23 protein-coding genes are annotated in these 23,166 nt (G+C 66.5%); 15 read left to right on the top strand and 8 right to left on the bottom strand.

Translation table 11 applies throughout. The annotated features are described in order from the left end of the window. Nucleotides 1-65 precede the first annotated feature (65 nt). Together ACE3SN_RS01450 and ACE3SN_RS01445 are read left to right on the top strand one after the other, a co-directional pair. Nucleotides 66-1,352: a MaoC family dehydratase N-terminal domain-containing protein gene (locus ACE3SN_RS01450; protein ID WP_374526961.1), complete on the top strand. Its 1,287-nt coding sequence runs from the start codon at nt 66-68 to the stop codon at nt 1,350-1,352. A gap of 7 nt (nt 1,353-1,359) precedes the next feature. Continuing rightward, complete coding sequence (locus ACE3SN_RS01445) at nt 1,360-2,148, top strand: enoyl-CoA hydratase-related protein (RefSeq protein ID WP_374526960.1); 789 nt, start codon at nt 1,360-1,362, stop codon at nt 2,146-2,148. Between the two features lie 33 nt (nt 2,149-2,181). On the opposite strand, the gene ACE3SN_RS01440 is transcribed toward ACE3SN_RS01445, so the two are convergent. Continuing rightward, nucleotides 2,182-3,000, bottom strand: coding sequence for a thioesterase family protein (locus tag ACE3SN_RS01440; protein ID WP_374526959.1), 819 nt, complete (start codon nt 2,998-3,000; stop codon nt 2,182-2,184). A gap of 95 nt (nt 3,001-3,095) precedes the next feature. On the opposite strand from ACE3SN_RS01440, the gene ACE3SN_RS01435 reads away from it, so the two are divergent. The 5 genes from ACE3SN_RS01435 to ACE3SN_RS01415 are packed head-to-tail and all read left to right on the top strand — an operon-like array spanning nt 3,096 to nt 8,515. Further along, nucleotides 3,096-4,304 (top strand): acyl-CoA dehydrogenase family protein, encoded by a 1,209-nt coding sequence (locus ACE3SN_RS01435; RefSeq protein ID WP_374526958.1) that lies wholly within the window; start codon nt 3,096-3,098, stop codon nt 4,302-4,304. Between the two features lie 3 nt (nt 4,305-4,307). After that, the gene (locus tag ACE3SN_RS01430) at nt 4,308-5,315 is read left to right on the top strand and encodes an acyl-CoA dehydrogenase family protein (RefSeq protein ID WP_374526957.1); all 1,008 of its coding nucleotides are present in this window, start codon (nt 4,308-4,310) and stop codon (nt 5,313-5,315) included. 8 nt (nt 5,316-5,323) lie between these two features. Continuing rightward, nucleotides 5,324-6,700, top strand: a complete 1,377-nt coding sequence (locus ACE3SN_RS01425; protein ID WP_374526956.1) for a wax ester/triacylglycerol synthase domain-containing protein — start codon at nt 5,324-5,326, stop codon at nt 6,698-6,700. 10 nt (nt 6,701-6,710) lie between these two features. Then, on the top strand, nt 6,711-6,998 hold the full coding sequence (locus tag ACE3SN_RS01420; protein ID WP_374526955.1) for a hypothetical protein: 288 nt from the start codon (nt 6,711-6,713) through the stop codon (nt 6,996-6,998). A 20-nt stretch (nt 6,999-7,018) separates the two neighbouring features. Next, entirely contained in the window at nt 7,019-8,515 is a 1,497-nt protein-coding gene (locus ACE3SN_RS01415; protein ID WP_374526954.1) for a class I adenylate-forming enzyme family protein, read from the top strand. A gap of 62 nt (nt 8,516-8,577) precedes the next feature. On the opposite strand, the gene ACE3SN_RS01410 is transcribed toward ACE3SN_RS01415, so the two are convergent. From ACE3SN_RS01410 to ACE3SN_RS01380, 7 genes are read right to left on the bottom strand one after another with little or no spacing between them, the layout of a single operon-like run. After that, nucleotides 8,578-9,555 (bottom strand): NADPH:quinone oxidoreductase family protein, encoded by a 978-nt coding sequence (locus ACE3SN_RS01410; RefSeq protein ID WP_374526953.1) that lies wholly within the window; start codon nt 9,553-9,555, stop codon nt 8,578-8,580. 16 nt (nt 9,556-9,571) lie between these two features. Then, nucleotides 9,572-10,315 carry an SDR family NAD(P)-dependent oxidoreductase gene (locus ACE3SN_RS01405; RefSeq protein WP_374526952.1) on the bottom strand — a complete coding sequence of 248 codons (744 nt, stop codon included), beginning with the start codon at nt 10,313-10,315 and terminating at the stop codon, nt 9,572-9,574. Next, the gene (locus ACE3SN_RS01400) at nt 10,312-11,592 is read right to left on the bottom strand and encodes an acyl-CoA dehydrogenase family protein (protein ID WP_374526951.1); all 1,281 of its coding nucleotides are present in this window, start codon (nt 11,590-11,592) and stop codon (nt 10,312-10,314) included. The genes ACE3SN_RS01405 and ACE3SN_RS01400 overlap by 4 nt, the downstream gene beginning before the upstream one ends. Before the next feature lie 13 nt (nt 11,593-11,605). Continuing rightward, nucleotides 11,606-12,670: a phosphotransferase family protein gene (locus ACE3SN_RS01395; protein WP_374526950.1), complete on the bottom strand. Its 1,065-nt coding sequence runs from the start codon at nt 12,668-12,670 to the stop codon at nt 11,606-11,608. Then, nucleotides 12,667-13,125: a MarR family winged helix-turn-helix transcriptional regulator gene (locus ACE3SN_RS01390; RefSeq protein ID WP_374526949.1), complete on the bottom strand. Its 459-nt coding sequence runs from the start codon at nt 13,123-13,125 to the stop codon at nt 12,667-12,669. The genes ACE3SN_RS01395 and ACE3SN_RS01390 overlap by 4 nt, the downstream gene beginning before the upstream one ends. A gap of 41 nt (nt 13,126-13,166) precedes the next feature. Next, a complete protein-coding gene (locus ACE3SN_RS01385; RefSeq protein WP_374526948.1) occupies nt 13,167-13,610 on the bottom strand; it encodes a nuclear transport factor 2 family protein in 444 nt (147 codons plus the stop codon). After that, nucleotides 13,603-14,460, bottom strand: a complete 858-nt coding sequence (locus ACE3SN_RS01380; RefSeq protein ID WP_374526947.1) for an SMP-30/gluconolactonase/LRE family protein — start codon at nt 14,458-14,460, stop codon at nt 13,603-13,605. The genes ACE3SN_RS01385 and ACE3SN_RS01380 overlap by 8 nt, the downstream gene beginning before the upstream one ends. A gap of 80 nt (nt 14,461-14,540) precedes the next feature. Between ACE3SN_RS01380 and ACE3SN_RS01375 the strand changes: the two genes are divergently transcribed. From ACE3SN_RS01375 to ACE3SN_RS01340, 8 genes are all read left to right on the top strand, one after another. Then, complete coding sequence (locus ACE3SN_RS01375; RefSeq protein WP_374526946.1) at nt 14,541-15,422, top strand: SDR family oxidoreductase; 882 nt, start codon at nt 14,541-14,543, stop codon at nt 15,420-15,422. Then, nucleotides 15,422-15,922, top strand: a complete 501-nt coding sequence (locus ACE3SN_RS01370; RefSeq protein WP_374526970.1) for an SDR family oxidoreductase — start codon at nt 15,422-15,424, stop codon at nt 15,920-15,922. The genes ACE3SN_RS01375 and ACE3SN_RS01370 overlap by 1 nt, the downstream gene beginning before the upstream one ends. Further along, complete coding sequence (locus ACE3SN_RS01365; protein WP_374526945.1) at nt 15,915-16,775, top strand: SDR family NAD(P)-dependent oxidoreductase; 861 nt, start codon at nt 15,915-15,917, stop codon at nt 16,773-16,775. Before ACE3SN_RS01370 ends, ACE3SN_RS01365 begins: the two co-directional genes overlap by 8 nt. 98 nt (nt 16,776-16,873) lie before the next feature. Then, on the top strand, nt 16,874-17,659 hold the full coding sequence (locus tag ACE3SN_RS01360; RefSeq protein WP_374526944.1) for a FadR/GntR family transcriptional regulator: 786 nt from the start codon (nt 16,874-16,876) through the stop codon (nt 17,657-17,659). Between the two features lie 176 nt (nt 17,660-17,835). Continuing rightward, the gene (locus ACE3SN_RS01355) at nt 17,836-19,149 is read left to right on the top strand and encodes an amidohydrolase family protein (RefSeq protein ID WP_374526943.1); all 1,314 of its coding nucleotides are present in this window, start codon (nt 17,836-17,838) and stop codon (nt 19,147-19,149) included. A gap of 15 nt (nt 19,150-19,164) precedes the next feature. Beyond that, nucleotides 19,165-20,412: a cytochrome P450 gene (locus ACE3SN_RS01350; protein WP_374526942.1), complete on the top strand. Its 1,248-nt coding sequence runs from the start codon at nt 19,165-19,167 to the stop codon at nt 20,410-20,412. A gap of 10 nt (nt 20,413-20,422) precedes the next feature. Further along, entirely contained in the window at nt 20,423-21,898 is a 1,476-nt protein-coding gene (locus ACE3SN_RS01345) for an aldehyde dehydrogenase family protein (RefSeq protein WP_374526941.1), read from the top strand. Nucleotides 21,899-21,912: 14 nt separating this feature from the next. Then, nucleotides 21,913-23,142: a CaiB/BaiF CoA transferase family protein gene (locus tag ACE3SN_RS01340; RefSeq protein WP_374526940.1), complete on the top strand. Its 1,230-nt coding sequence runs from the start codon at nt 21,913-21,915 to the stop codon at nt 23,140-23,142. Nucleotides 23,143-23,166: the final 24 nt, after the last annotated feature.

Genomic DNA, 23,166 nt, shown 5'->3' with positions numbered 1-23,166 from the left:
CATCCTTGCCTGCTTTGTCGGGTTCTATTACCTAGTTATACAACTGGGATCAAGGAGCGAATGCCGTGAGCGATACGAAGACCGATATCAAACAGAGCGAAGAGTGGCAGAAGGCCACCGCTTACGAGATTTCCGAGGCGGATATCGAACGCCAGCGCCAGCTGATCGGCGTGTGGGAACCGATGAAGCAGAACGAATATGTCCAGACAGCGTCGGAAGATTCGATTCGCAACTGGGCCTATGGCTGCGGCGATGACAATCCGCTGTTCACCGATCCGGCCTATGCCCGCAAGACCCGCTGGGGCGGCGTGATCGCGCCGGGCATGATGGTCGGCCAGATCAACCGCACGATGAAGGGCGATCCCACGCCCGACCATGTCCGCGCCCTCAAGAAAAGCCTGTTCAAGGGCATTCACGTGTTCGTGTCGGGCTCGCAGTACAACTTCTATCGTCCGGTGCGTCCGGGCGACACGATCTACAGCTACGGCGGGGATCTGACCTGCGAGGTCAAGAAGTCGGAATTCGCCGGCCAGTCGGTGATCATCACCAGCCGCCGCGTGAAGGTGAACCAGCGCGCCGAAGTGGTCGCCACCTATGACATCCTGCGCGTGCTGACCGAGCGCAAGACCGCCGTGAAGAAGGGCAAGAACCTGTCGATCCAGCCCGCCACCTATACCGACGAGGAATGGCAGGAAATCGAGGCCGCCTATGCCGCCGAACAGGTGCAGGGCAGCGCCAAGCGCTATTTCGAGGACGTCGAGAAGGGCGATCCGCTGGGCTTGCAGATCAAGGGGCCGCTGACCGTGACCGACGTGATCTGTTTCCACGCGGCGGGCTATGGCTTCACCCCCTATGCCCCCACCGCCAACCGCCGCGCGCACAAGAACCGCCAGCGTATCCCGGCGTTCTACGTCAAGAACGAGCACGGCATTCCCGACGTTGCCCAGCGCCTGCACTGGGATCCGGTGTGGTCGCAGGCGATCGGCAATCCGATGGCCTATGACTATGGGGTAATGCGCGAAAACTATCTGTGGCAGTATCTCAACGACTGGGCCGGCGATGACGGCATCATCACCCACGTCCACGACGAAATCCGCAAGTTCAACTTCATGGGCGACGTCCAGCGCGTCACCGGCGAAGTGCTGGGCAAGCGCACCGAAAACGGGCAGAACCTGGTCGACGTGGCGGTGAAGTTCGTGAACCAGCGCGGCGAGGAAACGGTCCGCTCGACCGCGACCATCGCCCTGCCGAGCAAGGACAAGCCGCTGCCGCTCTATCCGGAGGTTCCGGCCGATCTGGCCGAAACCGCTGCCCGGATGATGGCGCGGCACTGGGAACTGGGCGGGGAATAAGCGGCTGATGAGCGATGAAGTCCTGATCGAGAACGAGGGTGGTGTGCGCATCATCACCCTCAACCGGCCAGACCGGCTGAACGCGCTGACCGGCTCGATCATGGCGCCGCTCGCCGACGTTGTGGCGGACGCCGCGCGCGATGGTTCGGTTGGCTGCGTGGTTGTCACCGGGGCGGGCCGCGGCTTTTGCGCCGGGGGCGACCTCAAGGAAGGCGGGGCCGACAAGGCGATCGTGCCCGCCAACCCCGAAACCGGCAGCCGGGCCGAGCAGGGCTATGCCCGGCTGCGCGGCTTTATGGAAACATCGCGCCTGCTCCACGAAATGGGCAAGCCGACCATCGCCATGGTCAACGGCCCGGTCGCGGGTGCGGGAATCGGCATTGCCGGGGCCTGCGACCTGCGCTTTGCCGCGCGCTCGGCGACTTTCCTCACCGCGTTCGACAAGATCGGCGCGGGCGGCGATTTCGGTTCGACCTGGTTCTGGACCAAGATCGTCGGCACGGGCGTGGCGCGCGAGCTGTTTCTGCTGGGCGAAAAACTGACTGGTGAGGAAGCCTTCGCCAAGGGCCTCTACACCCGCCTGTTCGACGACGAGGTGCTGCGGGCCGAAACGCTGAAGGCCGCACACCGCCTGGCCAATGGGCCGCGCATGGGCTTCCGCTACATGAAGCAGAACCTCAACAACGCCGAGGACTGGTCGTTCGAGGCGCAGTTCGATGCCGAGGCGCTGAACATGGGCCTGTCCACCCAGGCCAGCGCGCTGATCTGGCGCGAGGCGAACAAGCCCAAGGACTAAGCACATTCCGACGCGTTTGCCGCGTCCGTCCGCTCAGGCGGGCGGGCGCGGTACGCTTTTCGACAGGTGCCCCGGCGCCACGAAGATCGTCTGGAAGCCGCGCGCATAGACGCCCTGTTCGTCGGCGAACTGGTTGCGCGCGGTGCCATGGCCGTTGCCCGCCATGTGGGTTTCGGCATCGAGCAGGAACCAGTCGCCCACCGGCATGCGCAGGAACTGGATCGTGATGTCGAGGTTGGCATAGGACCATTCGCCCGCATCGGTGGCATTGCCGAAGCCGTTGCCGAAATCGGCGAACAGGCAGGCCTTGACGAAATTCGACGATGGCCGCCCGCCGATCACTTCGCCCTCCATCGCCAGCCACGAAATGCCGCGTCCGGGAATGCCTGGACCGCCGAGCACTCGGCGCAGCGTGATCGCGCCGCCCATGCGCGCGCCGCGCGGGCCTTCCTGCACCGGCACGGCTTCGGGCGCGGGGTAATCGTGCGGGACGGGGAAGATCGGCGTTTCCAGCCGCCGCACCCGCAGGATGTGCGCCTGCGCCACAGGCCTCCCATCGGCCAGCATGGTGATGCGGTGCAGCTTGGTCTGGCGGCCATCGCGCAGTACCGCGCTTTCAAGGCTGAGCGGCTGGTGCGGCACCTTGCCGAAGATATCGACCTGGAAGCGCGCGATCTCGAATTCAGCATCCAGCGCGGCATCTTCCGCCCCGCTGGCGAGCAGCGCGCTGACCGGCCCGCCCGCGATTGCCTTGGGGTCCCACGGGCTGCGTGCCAGCGCCGTGGGCACGAGAACCGGCCCTTCGGCTTCGTAGTAGCGGGGCGGCCAAGGGTGGTCTTTTGCTTCGCTCAAGTGGGTGTCCTCATGCATCGACATATTTGACCTAGTAATATAAGTAGGGCATAGCAAGCGCGCGTCCCACGGACCGCAACGGGAGAGTTTTGTCAATGGACCTGAGCTATGGCGAAGCGGCAGAAGCGTTCCGCAAGGACGTTCGCGGCTTCCTCAAGGAATACTGGCAGCCGGGCGAACGGCGCGGGAGCGAGCTGAGGGAATTCGTGCGCAGCTTCCGCCGTGCGGGCGTTGAGCGCGGCTATCTCTACCGTTCGGTGCCAAAGCGCTACGGCGGCTCCGAACAGCCGGTCGACGTGATCCGCGCCCAGGTGATCCGCGAGGAATTCGCCCGCGCCCGCGCCCCGATGGAAGTCGGCGGCAACGGCGTGAACATGACTGTCCCGACCCTTCTGGAAAAAGGCACCGAGGAGCAGCGCGAGCTGTTCATCCGCAAGACCATCGAGGGCGACTACATCTGGGGCCAGGGCTATTCCGAACCCGGTTCGGGCAGCGACCTGGCCTCGGTCCGCACCAAGGGCGAACTTTCGGCCGACGGGACCAAGTGGATCATCAACGGCCAGAAGATCTGGACCAGCCAGGGCATGCAAGCGACCCACATGTTCATGCTGGTGCGCACCGAACCCGATGCAGCCAAGCACGATGGCATCACCTATCTGCTGATGGACCTCAACCAGCCGGGCATCACGCGCCGCCCGATCCGGCAGATGACGGGTGAGGGCGGCAACCACACCTTCTGCGAATTCTTCTTCGACAATGCCGAAACCCCGGTCAGCTGGCAGGTGGGGGAACGCGGGCAGGGCTGGTATGTCAGCCGCACCACGCTCAAGCACGAGCGCGCCAGCATCGGCAGCGCTGACGGGCTGGGCAACCAGTTCAAGAAGCTGGTCGAACTCGCCCGCGAGATGGGCCGGATCGGCGATCCCGTGGTGCGCGACCGGCTGGCCGAGATCGAGGGCCGCGTGCTCTCGCACCGCTATACCAGCTTCCGCCTGTTCTCCTGCGCGGCGGCGGGAGACGATCCAGGGCCGGTGGCGCTGATGATGAAGCTGCTGCTGACCGAGATCGGCCACGATATCGCGCTGCTTGCGCAGGACCTGATCGGCGAGGCCGGAATGGTTGAGCCGGAGGGCGCTGGCGGGCGCGGGGCGCGCGGGCCACGCGGGCCGAACAAGTGGCTCGACCAGATCATGGGCAGCCTTGGCAATTCCATCGCGGGCGGAGCCAGCAACATCCAGCGCAACATTATCGGCGAGCGTGGCCTTGGCCTGCCGCGCGATCTCGCGCTCAGCGGGGAGAAGTAGGCCATGCGCTTTCATCTCTCTTCCGAACAGGTCGCGATCCAGGATGCGGTGCGCGGCACCCTCAGCGAATGCTGGGACATGCAGCGGATCCACGCCTTTGCCGAAGGTGAGGCCGATTTCGATCCCGCCAGTTGGCAGGCGCTGATGGCGCTGGGCATCGGCGGCCTGGCCCTGCCCGAGGCGGACGGCGGCGCGGGCCTGGGCCTGCTCGATGCCGCGCTGGTCTGCGAAGTGGCGGGCGAACAGGCCGCGCCGGGGCCGCTGATCGGCCAGATCATTGCTGCCATCGCCGTGGCAAGCTGCGCCAATCCGGCGACCCGCGAACTGCTGGGCGATATCGCCAGCGGCGAACAGGTTGTCGCCCTCGCGCTCGATGGCGAACTGGTCTCCTGCGCCCGCGCGGCGCACCTGTTCCTGACCGACGACGGCGCGGGCGGATTGCAGCTGGTCGAGGCCGGGGACGGGGTCGAGATCGAACCCGTCACGGCGACAGACCGCAGCCGCCCGGTATCGCGGGTCCGGTTCGGCATGGTCACGGCGCACCCGCTTTATGGCGCGGGCGATCCGATGGTGCAGCGCCTGCGCGATGCGGCGCTGGTGCTGATCGCGGCGGACAGCCTGGGCGGCGCGCAGCACTGCACCGACCTGTCGGTCGACTATGCCAAGACCCGCGAGCAGTTCGGCCAGCCGATCGGGCGCTTCCAGGGGCTGAAGCACCAGCTGGCGCACATGGCGCTCGATGTGGAGCCGGCCCGCGCGCAGGTGTGGTATGCCGCCTATGCCTGGGATGCCGCCCTGCCGGATGCGACCCGCGCCGCGGCCATGGCCAAGGCCCACCTGTGCGAGGTCTATACCCGCACCACCCGCGCCGCGATCGCCGCCCACGGCGGGATCGGCTACACTTGGGAATACGGCCTCAATTACTGGTTCCGCCGCTCGGTCCACAACCGTGCCTGGCTGGGCAGCCCCGCCACGCACCGCGCCCGCGCGGCTGAGCTGGCGGGCTGGTAGAAGCGGCGATGACGCAAGAGCTTGTCCCCGGTGTGCGGCGGCTGCGGCCCGACGATCATTTCATGATCCTGTCGGAAACCGATGCCTCGCCGATGCACCTGGGCGCGCTCTTGCTCTTGGAAGTGCCGGAAGCCGACAAGGGCGCGCTGCTGGAGCGCCTGCGCGCGCATTTGGCCGAGCGCCTGCCCGCCACCCCGCTGCTGGCCCGGCTGGTCCAGGCGCCGGAAGGCTACGACAGCGATGTCTGGGCCGATGTCGCCAGCGCCGACATGACCGCTCACGTGGTGGCCGAGGATACCCCGACGCCCGACATGGCGGCGCTTTATGCGGCGCTGGCCGTGCTCAACCTCGAACGGCTCGACCTGTCGCGCCCGCCGTTCAAGGCGCACCTGTTTGCGAACCTTCCGGGCAATCGGGCCGCGCTGTTCTTCAAGCTGCACCATTCCGTGGCCGACGGGATCGGCTTTCAGGAAGTGCTGCGCCTGCTGAGCGACGAGGCGCCGCCCGCGCCCGCGCGCACCGCCGATGCTGCGCTGCCTTCGCCGGAGGAATGGCGCGCGCTGGCCGAGGCCCGCTTTGCCGCCAAGGAACCGGCCCGCGCTGCGCAGTCCGCCGCGCGCAAGGCCGCGCTCGCGGCCTTGGAAGCGTTCAAGGACCAGCGCGCCGAAACCCCGGTGCTGAAGCTTAGCGGGCCAACCTCGGCGCGGCGAAGCTATGTGCCGCTCAGCCTGCCGCTGGCGCCGTTCAAGGCGGCCGCCAAGACGCTGGACGCCACGGTCAACGACCTGTTCCTGGCCTGCGCGGCCTCGGCCCTGCGCGCCTATCTGATCGAGATCGATGATCTTCCCGACACGCCGCTTGTGGTCAATTCGGCGCGGTCCTATCGCCGCGCGGAGCATGGCGCGTTCGGCAACCGGATCGTGGCCCAGCATCCGCACCTTGCCACGCACCTCGCTGATCCGATCGAGCGGCTGCGCGCAATCCAGGCCGCGATGGCGGGGGAAAAGGCGCGCACCGTCCATGACGAGGCGCTGCTGGGTGCGCTCGAAAAACCCTTTGGCGCGCGCGATCGCCGCGCCATGTTTGCCGAGCGCACGGCAGGCGGGGCGCGCGTGCTGCCGGGCAATGTCACCCTGTCGAACGTGCCGGTGCCGACGCCGCTGCGCACCCTGGCCGGATACCGCCAGCTGCACAATTACCCGGTGCCGATCATCGGTAGTGGGCGGTTCCTCAACATCACATCGCGCCGCTATGGCGACAACCTCGACATGGGGGTGATCGCCGATCCGGAAAAGATTGCGGATGTGGCGCGCGTCGCCACATTGTTCCAAAGCGCCGCCCACGACTATTTCGCGCTGGCTAAGGCCAGCAGGCAAACCTTGTAGGAGAGATACAATGAAGCCCGGTTCCCGTCTGAAAAGCACGGCCTGCACCAGCGAGGTGGTGGTCATTCGTTACGGCAGCGGCACGCTGGCCTGCGGCGGTGCGCCCTTAAGCGAAAGCGGCGGCGAGGGCGGCGAACTTAATCCGGCGCTGTCGGGCGGCACGGTGATGGGCAAGCGTTACGTGGACGAGGCCGGGACGGTCGAACTGCTCTGCGTCAAGCCCGGCAAGGGCACGCTGACGCTTGATGGCGCGCCGCTGGTGCTCAAGGAAGCCAAGCCGCTTCCGGCGTCCGACTGAGCGGAGCGGCAAGACACGCCATGAACATCGCGCTTCTTCTGGAAATGGCGGCCGAGGCCGCTGGGGACCGCATTGCCCTCGTCTGCGACGGCAAACGCTGGACCTATGGCGAGCTGCTGGATGCGGCGCGCGGCGCCTGCGAACTGATCCGGGACAGCGGGGCCGAATTCGTCGCCTTGCTCGACGAATCGAGCGAGGCGAGCGTCATCGCGATGTTCGGCGCGGCGCTGGCCGGGGTGCCCTATTGCCCGCTCAACTACCGTCTGGCCGATGCCGATCTTGGCGCGCTCTTGGGGCGGATCGCCCCGGCGCTGGTGATCGGCGATGCCGCGCGGGTGGAGCGCCTTGCGCCCGATCAGGGACACGTGGTCTATCCCCGCGCCGAGTTTACGCTCGCCGTGCAGGAAGCGGTTGCCGCGCCCGATGCGGAATACGATACTGGCGAAGGCATCGCGATCCAGCTGTTCACCAGCGGCACCACTGCCGCGCCCAAGGCGGCGATCCTGGGCCATTCCAACCTTGTTTCGTACATCCTCGGCACGGTCGAATTCGCCGGGGCGGACGAGGGCGAGGCCGCGCTGGTTTCCGTGCCGCCCTATCACATCGCCGGGATCGCGGCGGCCCTATCGTCGATCTATGCCCAGCGCCGGATCGTGATGCTGCCGGCCTTCGCGCCCGATGCCTGGCTCAAGCTGGTCGATGCCGAGCGGGTCACCAACGCCTTCGTCGTGCCGACCATGCTCAGCCGCATCATCCACGCGATGGACAAGGGCGTGCAGGCCGATATCTCCTCGCTGAAGGCCATTGCCTATGGCGGGGGCAAGATGCCGCTGGAACTGATCAGCCACGCGCTCGACCTGTTCCCGGACACCGGCTTTACCAATGCCTATGGGCTGACCGAGACCAGTTCGACCGTTGCCCTGCTGGGGCCGGAAGAACACCGCGCCGCGCATCGTTCGGACGATCCCAAGGTCCGCGCCCGGCTCGCCTCGGTGGGCATTCCGCTGCCCACCATCGAACTGGAAATCCGGGGCGAGGAAGGCGAAGTGCTTCCTGCGGGCCAGGCGGGCGAAATCTATGTGCGGGGCGATCAGGTTTCCGGCCAGTACCGCGAACGCAGCGCGCTTGATGCCGACGGCTGGTTCCCGACCCGCGATGCGGGCTACCTCGACGAGGACGGCTACCTGTTCCTGTCCGGCAGGGCCGACGACGTGATCGTGCGCGGGGGCGAAAATATCTCGCCGGGCGAGATCGAGGACGTGCTGCTGACACATCCCGCGATTGCCGATGCCGCCGCCGTGGCGATCCCCTCCGCCGAATGGGGCGAGGCGGTGGGCCTTGCCGTTGTGGTGCGCGGCGGGTTCGACCACCCGGCCGAGGACGAGCTGAAGGACCTGGTCCGCACGCGCCTGCGCTCCAGCCGCGTGCCGGAAAAGATCCTGTTCGCGCCCGCGCTGCCCTACAACGAAATGGGCAAGCTGCTGCGCCGCGAAGTCAAGGTGATGCTGGCGGGTTAGAACAGGCCCACCCCGCTGCGACTAGCTGCGCCTACGGCCCGGCAAGTGGGTGGGGGTGGGTTTTACGCCATCTCCAGCACGATCCGCCCTGCGCTCCGGCCGCTGCCGGCTTCCTGCATCGCGGCGCGGAAGTCTTCCAGCGGATAGCGCTTTGCAATCGCCGGGCGCAGCACGCCCTCGCCTGCCAGACGGAAGGTTTCGGCGCGATTTGCCGCCGCGCGTTCGGGTTCGAACTCGCCGAACTGGCGGATGTCGACCCCGATCAGGCTCGCGCCCTTGATCAGCGTCAGGTTGGTGCGCAGCGTGGTCATGCCGCCCGGGAAGCCGACCACCAGGTGCCGCCCGTTCCAGCCGAGGCTGCGGAAGGCCGCGTCGGTGCCTTCGCCGCCGACGGGATCGAACACCACGTCGACCGGCTTGCCGCCGTTCGCGGCCGTGATCTGATCGCGCCAGTCCTCGGCCCGTGCCTCGACCGCCGCATCGGCCCCGCCCGCGAGTGCCAGCGCGCGCTTGTCCTCACTCGAGGCAGAGGCAACCACCCGCGCGCCGAGATGCTTGCCAACCTGCACGGCGGCATAGCCCGTCGCCCCGCCAGCGCCGAGCACCAGCAGCGTTTCACCCGGCTTCAGCTGTCCGCGATCGACCAGCGCGTGCCAGGCGGTAAGGTAGCTGACCGGGAACACCGCCGCCTCGGCAAAGTCCATGCCTTCGGGCAGGCGCTGCACGGCGCGCGCGGGCATAACCGTTTCCTCGGCGAACAGACCGCCCCAGCCGCTCAGCGAAACGCGGTCGCCTGCCGCCACGTGGGTCACGCCTTCGCCCACTTCGCTGACCACGCCAGCCGCCTCGCTGCCGGGGCAGAACGGCACGGGCGGCTTCACCTGATAGCGCCCCTCGGCGGTCAGCACGTCGACGTAGGAGATCCCGGCGGCACGGATCGCCACGCGCACCTGGCCTGGGCCAAGGGCACGCGGGGGAACCTCGCGCAGTTCGTAAAGCTCGGCCGGGCCAAGCTGGTCGGTCATTACGGCGCGGGACATCGGTGTCCTTTCGATCCTATCGCTGCCCGCCATCGACGCGCAGCAGCGCGCCGGTAGTATAGGACGAGGCCGGACTGGCAAGCATCAGCGCGGCGGTGACGATCTCTTCCGGGCTGCCGGGGCGGCCTAGCGCGACAGGCTGCGTCTCCCGCCGCGAGGGTTCCCACGCCTGGGCGATGTCGGTCAGGAACGGCCCCGCGCTGATCGTGTTGACCCGCACCTTGGGCGCATATTCGCGGCTCAGCGAGACGGTCATCGCGTTGAGCGCCGCCTTGGCCGAGCCATAGGGCACCACGGCGGGCAGGGCCATCAGCGCGCCGGTGGAGCTGATATTGATGATGCAGCCGCCGTCCCCTTGCGCCATACGGTGGCCGATCTGGCTGGCAAGGCGGAACGGGCCCTTGAAGTTGAGGTTCAGCACCGAATCGAACAGGCTTTCGGACATTTCGTGGCTGGGACAGGCGGGCGACATCCCGGCGTTGTTGATCAGCACATCGACCCGTCCGAACTCGCCGTAGGCCGTCTCGATCAGCGCATCGCATTCTGCCCAGCGGCCGACATGGGCGGCATAGGGCAGGGCGCGGCGGCCCAGTGCGCGGCATTCGGCCGCCACGGCCTCGCAGGCATCGAACTTGCGGCTGGCGATGACCACGTCGGCCCCGCGCGCGGCGAAGGCCTTGACCATCTGGTAGCCCAGCCCGCGCGAGCCGCCGGTGACCAGCACCACCTTGCCGGTGAAATCGAACAGGGGGTCCATCATGCAAGTGTCTCCATCCGCGTCGGGATATGTTCGCTGGGGAACAGCCCCGGAGCCGCCCCGCCGCGCTTGAGCAGCGCCTTGGCGACCTGCGCCTCGTGCACCTCGGTCGGCCCGTCGGCCAATGCCAGCGATGCGACTCCGCCCCACCAATCGGCGAGCGGCAGTTCCTGCGTTACCCCCAGGCTGCCGTGGACATGGATCGCGCGCTGGATGATGTCGTGATAGACCTTGGCCATCTGCACCTTGCACATCGCGATCAGGGTGCGCGGAGAGACGGGTGGCACGCGTCCGGCCTCGATCTCGTCAATCGCCCAGGCGGTCTTCATCACCAGCAGGCGGTACTGTTCCAGCTCGATCCAGCTGTCGGCGATCATGCCTTGCACGAACTGGTGCTCGGCCAGGAGCTTGCCTTGCGAGCGGCGCGAATTTGCGCGTTCGACCATCATGTCGAGCGCGCGCTGGCACTTGCCGACCGTGCGCATCGCGTGGTGGACGCGCCCGCCGCCAAGCCGCGCTTGCGCCACCTTGAAGCCTTCGCCCGGCTGGCCCAGCATTGCGTCAAGCGGCACGCGCACCCGGTTGTAGCGGATATAGGCGTGAATGCCTTCATCGGCGTCGTGGCTGTCGCCCATCACCTTGACGTTGCGCAGGATCTCGACGCCGGGGGTGCCCGTCGGCACGATCAGCATCGACATCCGGCCGTGCGGCGGGTTTTCGGGATTGGTCACCGCCATCACGATCAGGAACGCGGCATAGCGGGCGTTGGAGGAGAACCACTTCTCCCCTTCGATTACCCATTCATCGCCCTCTTGCCAGGCGCGGCAGGTGAATTCCTTGGGATCGGCCCCGGCCTGCGGCTCGGTCATGGAAAAGCACGAGACGATGTCGCCGTCCATCAGCGGCTTCAGATAGCGCGCCTTCTGCTCGTCGGTGCCGAACATGGCGAGGATTTCGGCATTGCCGGTATCTGGCGCTGCGGTGCCGAACACCGTCGGCGCCCAGTATGACCGGCCAAGGATCTCGTTCATCAGCGCAAGCTTCACCTGGCCATAGCCCGGCCCGCCCAGATGCGGCCCCAGGTGGCAGGCCCACAGGCCGCGTTTCTTCACTTCATCCTGCAAGGGCCTGATTGCCGCGCGGCTTTCCGCGTTATGCACGTCATAGGGCGCGCCGTGGCCGGGGAAGCGATAGTCGAGCGGTTCGATATGGGTCTTCACGAAGTCCATCATCCAGTCGAGCTGGCTTTGAAATTCGGGGTCGGTCTGGAAATTCCACATGGGGCGTGTCTCCTTAGCCGGCCTTGCGGCACAGCTGTTCGGCCTTGGCGAAGTTGCTGGTGACGAGCCGGTCAAAGAACCGGCCGGTTTCGGGCGAAAGGACCCCGGCGGCGCTTTGCGCCACCTTGTATTCCAGGATGCAGCCGCCCTTGTAGAGCGCCAGCACGCAGTAATAATCGAAGTGCGACAGATCGCGCCCGGTTCCCGCCGCGTAAAAGCGGGCGAGTTCCTGCCGGGTCGGGAAGTTGGCGATGGGGTAAAGCGCGTACGGGTCGATGTCGTCCGGACGGTCCTCGTCGCGCAGCTTGTTGGTGAACCAGGCGAGGTCGATCAGCGGATCGCCGATGGTCGAAAGCTCCCAGTCGATCAGCGCGGCGAGGCGCGCCGGCCGATCGAAGGCGAACAGTGCATTGGGCGTGCCAACATCGCCGTGGATGATGCCGGGGCGGAAATCATCCGGGATGTTGGCGCGCAGCCAGTCGCGCGCATAGGTAAAGCCCGGAATCTCGCGGTAGGCATAGCCATAACGCTCGGCATAGGACCGCAATTGGCCTTCCCAGCGGTCCACCTGCCGCTCAAGGAAGCCCTCGACCTTGCCGAAGCCCTCCAGGCCAACCGCCTTGTAATCGACGTTGGCCAGCGCGACGAGGCCGTCGACCAGCGCGTAGGCAATGCCGTATTCGCTGGGCGCGCGGTCGAACGGCGGGCGATTGTAGATCTTCCCGTCACGCAATTCGGCGGCCCAGCCTTCGACCCGCTCCATCACGTAGAACGGTGCGCCGATCACGCCCGGATCGGCGCAGGAGCCATGGCAATATGGGTGCGGCACGTCGGTGCCACCCAGCGCGCTAAGCACCCGCGCCTCGCGCAGCACCCCCTTTTCGCTACCGGGCGGGGGCACAGCAGGCGGTCGGCGCAGCACCATGTCTCGTCCGCCGCGATTGAGCGTAAGGATGACGTTCGATGTGCCGCCGTGAAGCTGCTCCACCACCAGCGGGCCATCGCCCAGTTCTGGCACATGCGCATCGAGCCAGGCGGAAAGGCGAGGGATGTCGGCCAGTTCGGGAGGCACGGTCATGGCTTGGCCTTTCTTGCATCGGCATCCAGCACGGCGCGAATTGCCTCGATCTGGTCGATCACGGCGCTTAGCCTTGCGCCATCGAGCAGGCCGAGCAGCCGTGCCGAGATGGCCTCGGCCTTGCGATTGGCTTCGCCCTGGACCGCCTTGCCCGCGCTGGTGGCGATCAGCAGGCTGGCGCGCTTGTGATCGGGATTGTCGGCCAGTTCGATCAGGCCCTTCTCGGCAAGGCTGCTGGCAGCGCGCTGGATCACCTGGCGGGGATGGCCCAGCGCACGGCCGATCTGCGGCACGGTTGGCGCGGCGCGCGCCTCGGTGACAGCCGCAAGCACGGTGTGTTCCATGTCGTTGAGACCGGAACCCTGGCGCGCTTCGGCAAAGGCGCCGCGCAAGCGGCCTTGCAGGCGGGCAATGCCATCGAGCAGGCGGATCGGTGCGGAGTGCGAATCGGACATCAATCAAAAGTGTCAGAATGACACTATGGTGTCAAATTGCTTCAGCGCGTGACCATCGGCCTGAACAGGGTGGCGGCGGATTGCCAGTCGATCCGCACCAACCGGTGGGCGAACCGCCAGCCCTCTGCCGTGCGCACCAGCTGGTCGGAATAGGTGCCGGAATGGTCCGGGCCGATGTCGGTATAGACGGCGAAGTAACTGCGCGCCGTAGCCCTGTCGCCGCCTACCTCGATCAGCGGATTGGTGATGTGGTGGCGCACGAAGGTAAGCGCGGGGTTGCGCTCGCTTCCCCCGCCGCCGGACAGGGCCGCCGCGATGGCGGTTGGCCCCTGCGCCCGGTTGCCGGGGTATTCGATCACGCCGTCCTCGGCAAAGCAGGCGGCCAATTCCGCCACCCGACCCCGGTCGCCGTTGTAGGTGTAACGGGCAAGGAGGTCGCGGATCGCGTCCCTGTCAATGGCGAGGTCGGCAGCCGGATCAGCCATTGAAGTGCAGCTTCAGCCCCGGTTCGTCCCAGCGCACTTTCACCAGCAGGCCGGATGCCGCCAGCGTGATCCAGGCGTCCTGCATATCGGCCCCGCCAAAGGCGATGTTGGTGGTGTAGCGGTCGTCGAAATCGCGCTTGCGGGTCTGGCCGTCCGGCGTGATCGTGGTAATCCCGCCATCGAACAGCGTGGCGACGCAGACATTGCCCGCCGCCGTCACGGCCAGGCTGTCGAACCCGACCGGCCCCGGCGCGGTAGCCACCCAGGTGCCGCGCTGGGCCACCACCTTGCGGTCATAGCGATAGAGCCGCGCCTGGTGGGTATCCGCGCAATAGATCGTGGTGCCATCGGGCGAGAGGCCGATCCCGTTGTACGACACCGGGTGCCGGTCGATCGCGGCGATCGTGGAGCCGTCGGGCAGGCAGGTGAACAGTCCGCTTGCGGTGCGGATGCCGTCATAGCTCTTGCCAAGGTCGGTGAACCACAGCCGCCCATCGGCATCGAACACCAGGTCGTTGGGGGCCTCCAGCTTGATCCCGTCGCAGGCGTCGAACAGGCGTTCGAACTTGCCGGTGGCAAGGTCCACGCGCTCGATCCGGCCCTCGGCTCCGGGGCCGTTGGCGTTCTGGAACTTGGCCGTATCAAGCCCGCCGTTGTTGCAGACATAGAGCGCGCCGTCCGGTCCAATTGCCGCGCCGTTGGGGCCGCCCCCGATCTCGCACACCACTTCGCTGCGCCCATTCCAGCACCGGGTGATGCGCCCGCCCGCCAGTTCGACCACGATGACCGAGCCATCGGCCATCACCACCGGGCCTTCCGGGAAAGCCAGTCCTTCGGCAACGATCTCCATACCCTCTCCTATATAACCTGGTTATCTATGTCTTGACACGGGGGCACCCGCTGCGCAACCCTGCGCCCGGGAGATTGAGAATGCCAGTTCCGAAGCATCACGTGGTGCCCACGCCGCCGCCGTTCGAGGCGCCGCCCTATCCGGCGGACGTCTTTGCGGGGCGCACGGTGCTGGTCACTGGGGGCGGTTCGGGCATGGGTCTCGCCATGGCCATGGCCTTTGCGCAGGGAGGGGCGCGGGTCGCGGTCATGGGTCGCAGCATCGAGCGGGCCGAGGAAGGCGCGGAGAAGATCGCCGCCCTCGGGGGCAGAGTCCACGCGATGAGCTGCGATGTGCGCCTGCCCGAGCAGGTCGCCGCCGCCTTTGACGAAGCGGAGCGCGTGCTCGGGCAGGTCAGTCTGCTGGCCAACAATGCCGGTGCGAACTTTCCAGTGCTGGCCGAGGATATCTCGGTCAATGCCTGGAACGCGGTGACGCGGATCGCGATCGACGGGACGTTCCTGTGCTCGACTGAACTCGCCCGCCGCCTGATCGCGCGCGGGGAAAGCGGGGCCATCGTCAACAATTCGGCGCAGTACATCTGGACCGGCTTTCCCGGCGATGCCCACAGCGCCGCCGCCAAGACCGCGCAGGCAACCATGACGAAGAAGCTGGCGCGCGACTGGGCGCCTTATGGGATCCGGGTCAACGCGGTTGCCGCCGGGTTCTTCCCGCACGCCAGTTCGACCGCAGGCGGGCGCGAGGGCGGGATTGAGCCCTTGCAAAATATGATCCCGGCCGGGCGTACCGGTTCAATCTGGGAGTTCGGCTGGCTTTCCGCGATGACCTGCACCCCGCTGCTGGGCGGCCTGACGGGGCAGGTGATCGTGCAGGACGGCGGGGAAAGCCTGCGCCGTTCGCTGATGATGCCCGATTTCGTTCCCCCGCGCGAACGCGCCGAAGGTCCTTGGGGGTGGCGCTGATGGGCTGGCTCGATGGACGCACCGCGCGGCTGGTGGGAACCAGTCCGGCGATTGCCGGGGCGCTAACCAAGCAGGGCGCGCGGCTGGTGGAGGCGGGCGATTGCGACGTGCTGGTTCATGCCGCGCCGCCGCCGCCGGTGAAGTTGGCGCACGAGCTCAGCCATGCCGAATGGCGCGCGGCGCTCGATGCCGGACTCGACCAGCGCTTCCTGCTGGCCAAGGACTTTGCCGCCCTTCGCCGCGCAGCGGGCAAGGGCGGGGCAGTGGTCTTCGTCGGCGCGCCGGAACAGGCACTGGGCGCGGATCAAGCCGCCGCTGCGGGCGCGCTGGGTAACCTTGCCAAGACGCTCGGTGTCGAATGGGCGCGCGACGGGATCCGGGTGAACGCGGTGCTGACCGTCGAGACGGGAGAGACGCTGGGCAATCTCGTTGCCTATCTCGCGAGCGACTACGCCGCCTATGTGACCGGCGCGGTGATGGGAGTGGGGCTGGATGACTGAGCACGCGTTGCTTGCAGGGCAGGCTGCGTTCGTCACCGGCGGCGGCGGCGGGATCGGGCGCGCCATCGCCCTTGCCCTGGCGGAGGCCGGGGCCGACGTCGCGGTATTCGAAATCGTGCCCGAACGCGCTGAGGAAACCGCCGCGCGCATCCGCGCGGCAGGCGGCCGCGCGCTGCCCATCGTTGGCGATGCAATGGACGCCGAGGCGCTGCGTGCCGGTATCGCGCAAACCGCTGCGGCGTTCGGGCGGCTCGACGTGCTGGTCAACAATGCGGGAGGCGTCTCTGCGCGGCCGTTTCTGGAGCAGAGCGAGCGCAGCTGGCGGCGGCATATCGACATCAACCTCGTCTCGATGCTGGCCGCGACCCATGCCGCAGCCCCGATCATGATCCGGGGCGGACGGGGCGGGGCGATCCTCAACGTCGCCTCGGTCGAGGCGGAGCGCGCCGCGCCGAACTTTGCCGTCTATGCCGCGTGCAAGGCGGGGATGGTCAGCTTTACAAAGTCGATGGCGCTGGAACTTTCCGGCCACGGCATCCGGGTGAATTGCATTGCACCCGATCATACCGTGACGCCGGGCAACCACGGTAACCGCAGCGGCCCCGTCGATCCGGCCAGCTGGCGCAAGCCCTCGCCAGAAGTGCAGGATGCGATGAACCGCCTGATCCCGTTGGGGCGTGAAGGCCGCGACATTGAATGTGGAAATGCCGCTGTTTTCCTTTGCTCTTCGCAGGCGAGCTATATAACGGGTGTAACCTTGCCGGTCGATGGCGGCACCTGGGCCGCCGGGGGCTGGGTCCGCGGGCGCAATGGCAAGTGGACGCTCAACGAAGGGCTGGACTTCGGCGGGTGACTTGCCCGTCAACCGATTGTCCCTTAGTTGTAAAACCAAGTTTACAACCTGCCCGCAGGCGCCGGGCGCCGTGATGCCAGACAGAGTGGGGGTGCCGGATGCTTGGCGATATCGACGAAATCAGCATTCCCAATCGCATCCACGTGCCCAAGACCAGCGAAATCGTGGCCGACAAGATCCGCGCACAGATCGTGCGCGGTGAACTGAACGAAGGCGATACCCTGCCGCCCGAAGGCCAGCTGATGGACAGCCTGGGCATTTCGCGCCCGACCTTGCGCGAAGCCTTCCGCATCCTCGAGGCCGAAGGGCTGATCAGCGTGGTGCGCGGCTCGCGCACCGGCGCCAAGGTGCACAAGCCTTCGGTCGATCTCGTTTCGCGTTATGCCGGATACGTACTGGAATCGCAGGGCACCACGATTGCCGATCTCTACCAGGCGCGCCTCGCGATCGAGCCGTCGGTGGTGCGCTGGCTGGCGACCGACAAGGGCCGCGGCGCCACGGTCAAGCTGCGCAACCTGCTGGCCGAAATGGAAGCCCTGCTCGATGCCGACCGGCACGAGGAGTTCATCGACAAGGTCGAGGTGTTCCACCAGGCGCTGGTCGCCGCCACCGGCCTCAAGACCATCACCTTCATGAGCCGGATGCTGATCAACCTGGCCGGCAAGCACCAGCGCGAATTCCAGAAGCGACACTCGCGCAGCCGCGAAGGCCGCCAGAAGAGCCACCGCGCCGGCCTGCGCTCCTACCAGAAGGTCGTCGACCTGATCGAGGCCGGCGCGGTCGAGGAAGCCGTGGCGCATTGGCGCCTGCACCTCACCAACGCCAACGCCACCTGGACCAGCGAGGGCGAGGGTAGCCGGATCGTTGATTCCATCGGCAGCTGAACGCCGCTTTTCCATTCCAGCGCAACAGTTTGGCCGCGCTCCCTCCGGGGAGTGCGGCCAAACTGCGTTGGGGGGCATTCGGGCGTTGCATGGTGCCGTTCGATGTGATTAATTGACGCATCATCAATTATTGAGTCGCGAGCGCAAAGCCGGGACCGCACATCGGGAGAAGAGCCATGCAAATGGAAGACATGGTGATCATCAGCATCGACGATCACGCCATCGAACCGCCCGAGGCGTTCATTCGCCACTATCCCGAAGGCAAGAAGGATCGCGCCCCGCGCATCGTGCAGGAAGATGGCAAGGACATCTGGCTGTGGAACGGCGCGCGCTTTCCCACCATCGGTCTCAACGCCGTGGTCGGCCGCCCGCGCAGCGAATACGGGATGGAGCCTGCCGCTTTCAGCCAGCTGCGCCCCGGCACCTATGACGCCAAGCTGCGCGTCGATGACATGAACGCCAACGGCGTGCTCGCTAGCCTGAACTTCCCGACCATGCCCAGCTTCGCGGGCGGGGTGTTCGTCGGCATGGCCAAGAAGGACCCGGAAGAGGCGCTGCTTGCCTGCCGCGCCTGGAACGACTGGCACGTGCAGGAATGGTGCGCCAGCGCGCCCGGCCGGTTCATCCCGATGTGCCTCGTGCCGAGCTGGGACATGGGCGAGACGGTCAAGGAACTGAAACGGATGAGCGCGCTGGGCGTCCACGCCGTCTCGTTCAGCGACAATCCGGCCAACATCGGCCTGCCCAGCATCCACAACGAATACTGGGAACCGTTCTGGCAGACCTGCGCCGAACACAAGATCGTGATCAACTGCCACATCGGCACGGGCGCGCGTGCACTGCATCCCAGCTCCGAAAGCCCGATCGACGCCTGGATCACGGCCATGCCGATCTCGATCGCCAATTCGGCCGCGGACTGGACCTTCGCCAGCTTCTGGAAGCGCTATCCGGACCTGCGCATGGCGCTGTCGGAAGGCGGGATTGGCTGGGTGCCCTATTTCCTCGAGCGCGCCGACTTCACCTATGAGCACCACCACGAGTGGACCTTCAGCGATTTCGGCAAGGAGCGCCCGTCCGACGTGTTCAAGCGGCACATCATCAGCTGCTTCATCGACGACCAGTTCGGGCTGAAGAACCTTGACTACATGAACGCCGATATGGTCGCCTACGAGTGCGACTATCCGCACTCCGATACGGTCTGGCCGAACGTGCCGGAATACCTCTGGGCTTCGGTCAACGGGCTCGATCCCAAAGTGATCGACAAGATCACCCACGGCAACGTGATGCGCGAATACAGCTTCGATGCCTTCGCCCTCAACGGCGGGCGCGAAAACTGCACGGTCGGCCACTTGCGCGAACTGGGCAAAGACGTCGACGTCTCGCCGCGCCACAACCTCGGCGGGCTCAAGACCGAGAGCATGGACGCCATCGGCAAGGCGCGCCGCCCGGTCACCTCGGGCGATATCGAGCGCATGTTCGCTTCGGCCTGAGGGGAGGGCAAGGGGATGGCTGGACTGGCCGATTGGCAGGTCAATGAACCCGCACCCGCGCATGTCCCGCGCGAACGCGTGGTCGATATCCGCTTTGCGATGGGGTCGGGTCAGAACGACCTGCTCGACCCCTATGTCGAAAGCGATGCCCTGCGCGCGCCCGGGGTGCCGCGCATCCTCTACAGCCCGTTCCCGTTCGGCGACAAATCGGTCGGGACCTGGACCGTCTCGCACTACGAAGACATTCGCCGCGTCTACGAGGAGAACGAATACTTCTCCACCCAGGGCGTCGCGCAGTTCCAGCTGCTGGCGGGAGAGACCTTTCCCTCGATCCCGTTGGGGATCGATCCGCCGCAGCATGGCAAGTACCGCAAGTTCCTGAACGTCCACTTCACGCCGGTCGCGCTCAAGAAGCTGGAGCCGCAGGTCCGCGCCATGGCGGTCGAGATGATCGACAGTTTTGCCGCGAAGGGCGAGGTCGACATCGCCTATGACTTTGGCCGGGTCTTCCCGGTGCGGGTGTTCCTTGACCTGATGGGCCTGCCGTTTGCGATGTTCGAGCAGTTCCTCGCCTGGGAATACGAGATCCTGCATTCGCGCGATCACCAGCGCATGGGCGCGGCGGTGCGGCAGGTGATCGCTTACCTGCGCGAATTCATCGCCGAAAAGCAGCAGCACCCCGACGAAAAGCTGGGCAGCTATATCGCCAACGGCGTGATCGACGGCGTGCCGCTGACCCCGGACGTAGTCATCGGGATGACCTGGTTCCTGTGGCTGGGCGGGCTGGATACGGTGGCTTCCACCATCAGCCAGATGTTCCGCCGCATGGCGCTCGACCAGCCGCTTCAGGCGCGGCTGCGCGCCGAGCCGGAGCTCAACCACTCCGCGGTCGAGGAATTCCTGCGGATGCAGCCGCTGGTCAATTCGTTCCGGATACTGAAGCAGGATCTGGAATGGGACGGGGTGACGCTGAAGACCGGGGATTACATCACCTGCCTCAACACCTCGGGCAATTTCGATCCCGCGCAGTTCCCCGATCCGCGCACCTTCGATCCCGCCCGTTCGGTGAACCGCCACTTCACGTTTGTGGGCGGCATCCACCTGTGCCTGGGCGCGCACCTTGCCCGGCGCGAGCTGCGCATCCTGCTGGAAGAGTTCCTGGCCCGCGTGCCGACTTTCACCGTCAAGCCGGGGGGCGACACCACGGTTACCGCCGGGCTGCTGTCGATCCGGAACCTGCCGATCGTCTGGACCCCCAATTGAGGATTCCCGCATGTCATTCCTGAAGCATCCCGGCTGCATCTACATCAATGGTGAATGGCAGCCGACCGCCGCCAGCGAGCCGGTGATCAACCCGGCCGACGAAAGCCTGCTGATCGAGGCCCCGGTGGGCAGCGCCGCGCAGGTGGACGCCGCCATCGCGGCGGCGCGCCACGCTTTTGACCACACCGACTGGCCGCGTTTGCCGGTCGCCCGGCGTCAGGCGCTGATGACCCGCTTCCTCGACGCCATCGACGCCCGCAAGGCCGAGATTGTCGACATGATAGTGGCCGAGGCCGGGGCAACCCGGGTGCTCGCCGACTTCCTGCAATACGGCATCCCGATGAAGCACGCCCGCCGCACCGTGGAAGTGGCGAGCCGCCCGGCGATCACGCCGCTGCCGATCGAGCTGACCCCCAACGCCGCCGGCATGACCACGCTTGGCACGGGCGTGATCAGCCGCGAGCCGGTGGGCGTGGTCGCGGCGATTTCGCCCTACAACTTCCCGTTCTTCCTCAACATCGGGAAGGTCGTGCCCGCGCTGGTGGTGGGCTGCACCGTAGTGCTCAAACCTTCGCCCTATACCCCGATAGAAGCCCTGATCCTGGGCGAGATCGCCGACGAGGTGGGCCTGCCCAAGGGCGTGCTCAACATCGTCACCGGCGATGTCGAGGCGGGCAAGCTGCTGACCACCGACAGCCGTGTTGACCTCGTTCACTTCACCGGGTCGGACAAGGTTGGCGAGATGATCCAGGCCCAGGGCGCGCCGACGCTCAAGCGGATCGTGATGGAGCTGGGCGGCAAGTCGGCGCTGATCGTGCGGGCCGATGCCAACATCCAGGAAGCGGCGGCAGCCGCGCTTGGCGGGTTCACCGTCCACTGCGGGCAGGGCTGCGCGTTGACCACCCGGCATCTCGTCCACAATTCGGTGCGGCCGCAGTTCGTGGCGACCCTGCAGGCGATGCTTGGTCACATGAAGATCGGCAACCCGGCCGATCCCACGGTCAATTACGGGCCGCTGATCCGCGAAGTCGCGCGCGAGCGGACCGAACGCTACGTCCAGATTGCACAGGATGAAGGCGCGACGCTGGTCGCGGGCGGCAAGCGCCCGGCGGGGCTGGACAAGGGCTTCTTCTTCGAGCCGACCCTGTTCGACAATGTCCGCAACGACAGCCGCCTGGCCCAGGAAGAGGTGTTCGGCCCGATTGGTGCGGTGATCGGCTTCGACGACGATGACGAGGCCATCGCGCTCGCCAATGCCAGCGATTTCGGCCTGTCGGGCGCGATCTGCTCGGCGGATGCGGGCAAGGCCTTCGAAATGGCGCTCCAGATCCGCACCGGCGGGGTTTCGATCAACGGCGGGGGCGGCACCATGCTGTCCGACGCGCCGTTCGGCGGGATCAAGCGCTCCGGCTATGGCCGCGAATACGGCGAGGATGGCCTCAACGAATTCACCTACCAGAAGGTGATCACCTTTAGCGCGAAGTAAGGGAGTATCGGGGCATGACCCAGGTAATGAAGGGCGTGCGCATGCTCGAAGTTGCGCAGTTCACGTTCGTCCCGGCGGCCGGCGCGGTGCTGACCGACTGGGGTGCGGACGTGATCAAAATCGAACACCCCGTGCGCGGCGATGCCCAGCGCGGGATCAAGGAATTGCAGCGCTTCGCCGTCGATCAACGCCGCAACGCGCTAATGCAGCACCCCAACCGGGGCAAGCGCAGCGTGGGCATCGACATCTCGACGCCGGAAGGGCAGGAGCTGATCTACGAGATCGCCAAGACCTGCGATATCTTCCTGACCAACTACCTCCCCTCGGCGCGGCAGAAGCTCAAGATCGATCTCGAGCACATCCGCGCGGCCAACCCCAACATAATCTACGTGCGCGGCAGCGCCTTTGGCGAAAAGGGGCCGGAGCGCGACAAGGGCGGGTTCGATTCGACCGCTTTCTGGGCACGCGGCGGCTCGGCGATCCTTGCCACCCCGCGCGAGCTGGAAGGGCCGCTGACCCAGCCGGGACCCGCTTATGGCGATACGATCGGGGGCATGAACATCGCCGGCGGGATCGCCGCCGCGCTGTTCCACCGCGAGCGTACCGGCGAGGCGACCGAGGTTGACGTTTCGCTGCTCTCGTCCGGTATCTGGGCCACGGCCTGCTCGATCGACGTTTGCATGGAAATGCAGGTCGATCCCTTTGCCAATGCCCTGCCGGGCAAGACCGTGGTCGGATCTAACCCGTTCATGGGCGTGTTCAAGACCAGCGACGGGGGGTACATCAACCTCACCGTGCTGTCTCCCTCGCAGCTGATCGCGGATACCTTCGCGCACCTCGATATCCCCGAATGCGCCGAGGATCCGCGCTTTTCCACCATCGAGAAGCTGAACGAGAATTCCGAGGCCGCCCACCTCGAAGTTCGCTCCGCCTTCCTCAGGCAGCCGTTTGCCTACTGGCTGCAACGCCTGAAGACGATGAAGGGCCAGTGGGCGGCCTACCAGTCGCCGCTCGATGTCGAAAAGGATGAGCAGGTGGCCGCCAACGGCTGGATCTTCGAGGTGGAAAGCGCCGACGGCGGCAAGCCGATCAAGCTGGTTTCCAACCCGGTGCAGTTCAACAAGGAAGCGGTCACCAACACCCGCGCGCCCGAGGCGAGCGAGCATACCGAACTTTTCCTGATGGAGCTGGGCCTCGAATGGGACCGGATCGAGGAACTGAAGGGCAAGGGGGCGATTGCCTGACGCGGCAGTTTGGCCGATGGAGCG

This window comes from Novosphingobium sp., assembly GCF_041915465.1.
Taxonomy (GTDB): Bacteria; Pseudomonadota; Alphaproteobacteria; order Sphingomonadales; family Sphingomonadaceae; genus Novosphingobium.
This window is presented reverse-complemented; position numbering and strand designations above follow the sequence as displayed.